Below are 206 nucleotides of genomic sequence, written 5' to 3' on the forward strand. Positions count from 1 at the left end.
CGTCGGCGGGCTCGACGTCCTGCCCGGCGACCAGGGCCAGCAGGCCCACCGCGTTCGCGGCCTTCTCGCCGAGTTGCCGCTCGGGCAGGTGGCCCAGCACCCGCAGTGCGTCACCGACCAGGGCGTCCACCAGGTCCGCGCGGGCCTGCTGATCGTTCCAGGCGATGCGGGGCTTGCCCGGATCGCGGTAGTCGTGCGCGGTGCAC

1 pseudogene is annotated in these 206 nt (G+C 74.8%); it reads right to left on the minus strand.

Annotated elements, in window-relative coordinates:
- Positions 1 to 206 (minus strand): annotated as a pseudogene (locus tag OO57_RS38260) (IS5/IS1182 family transposase); the annotation flags it as partial.

It is taken from the genome of Kitasatospora phosalacinea, assembly GCF_000717185.1.
GTDB lineage: Bacteria > Actinomycetota > Actinomycetes > Streptomycetales > Streptomycetaceae > Kitasatospora > Kitasatospora phosalacinea_A.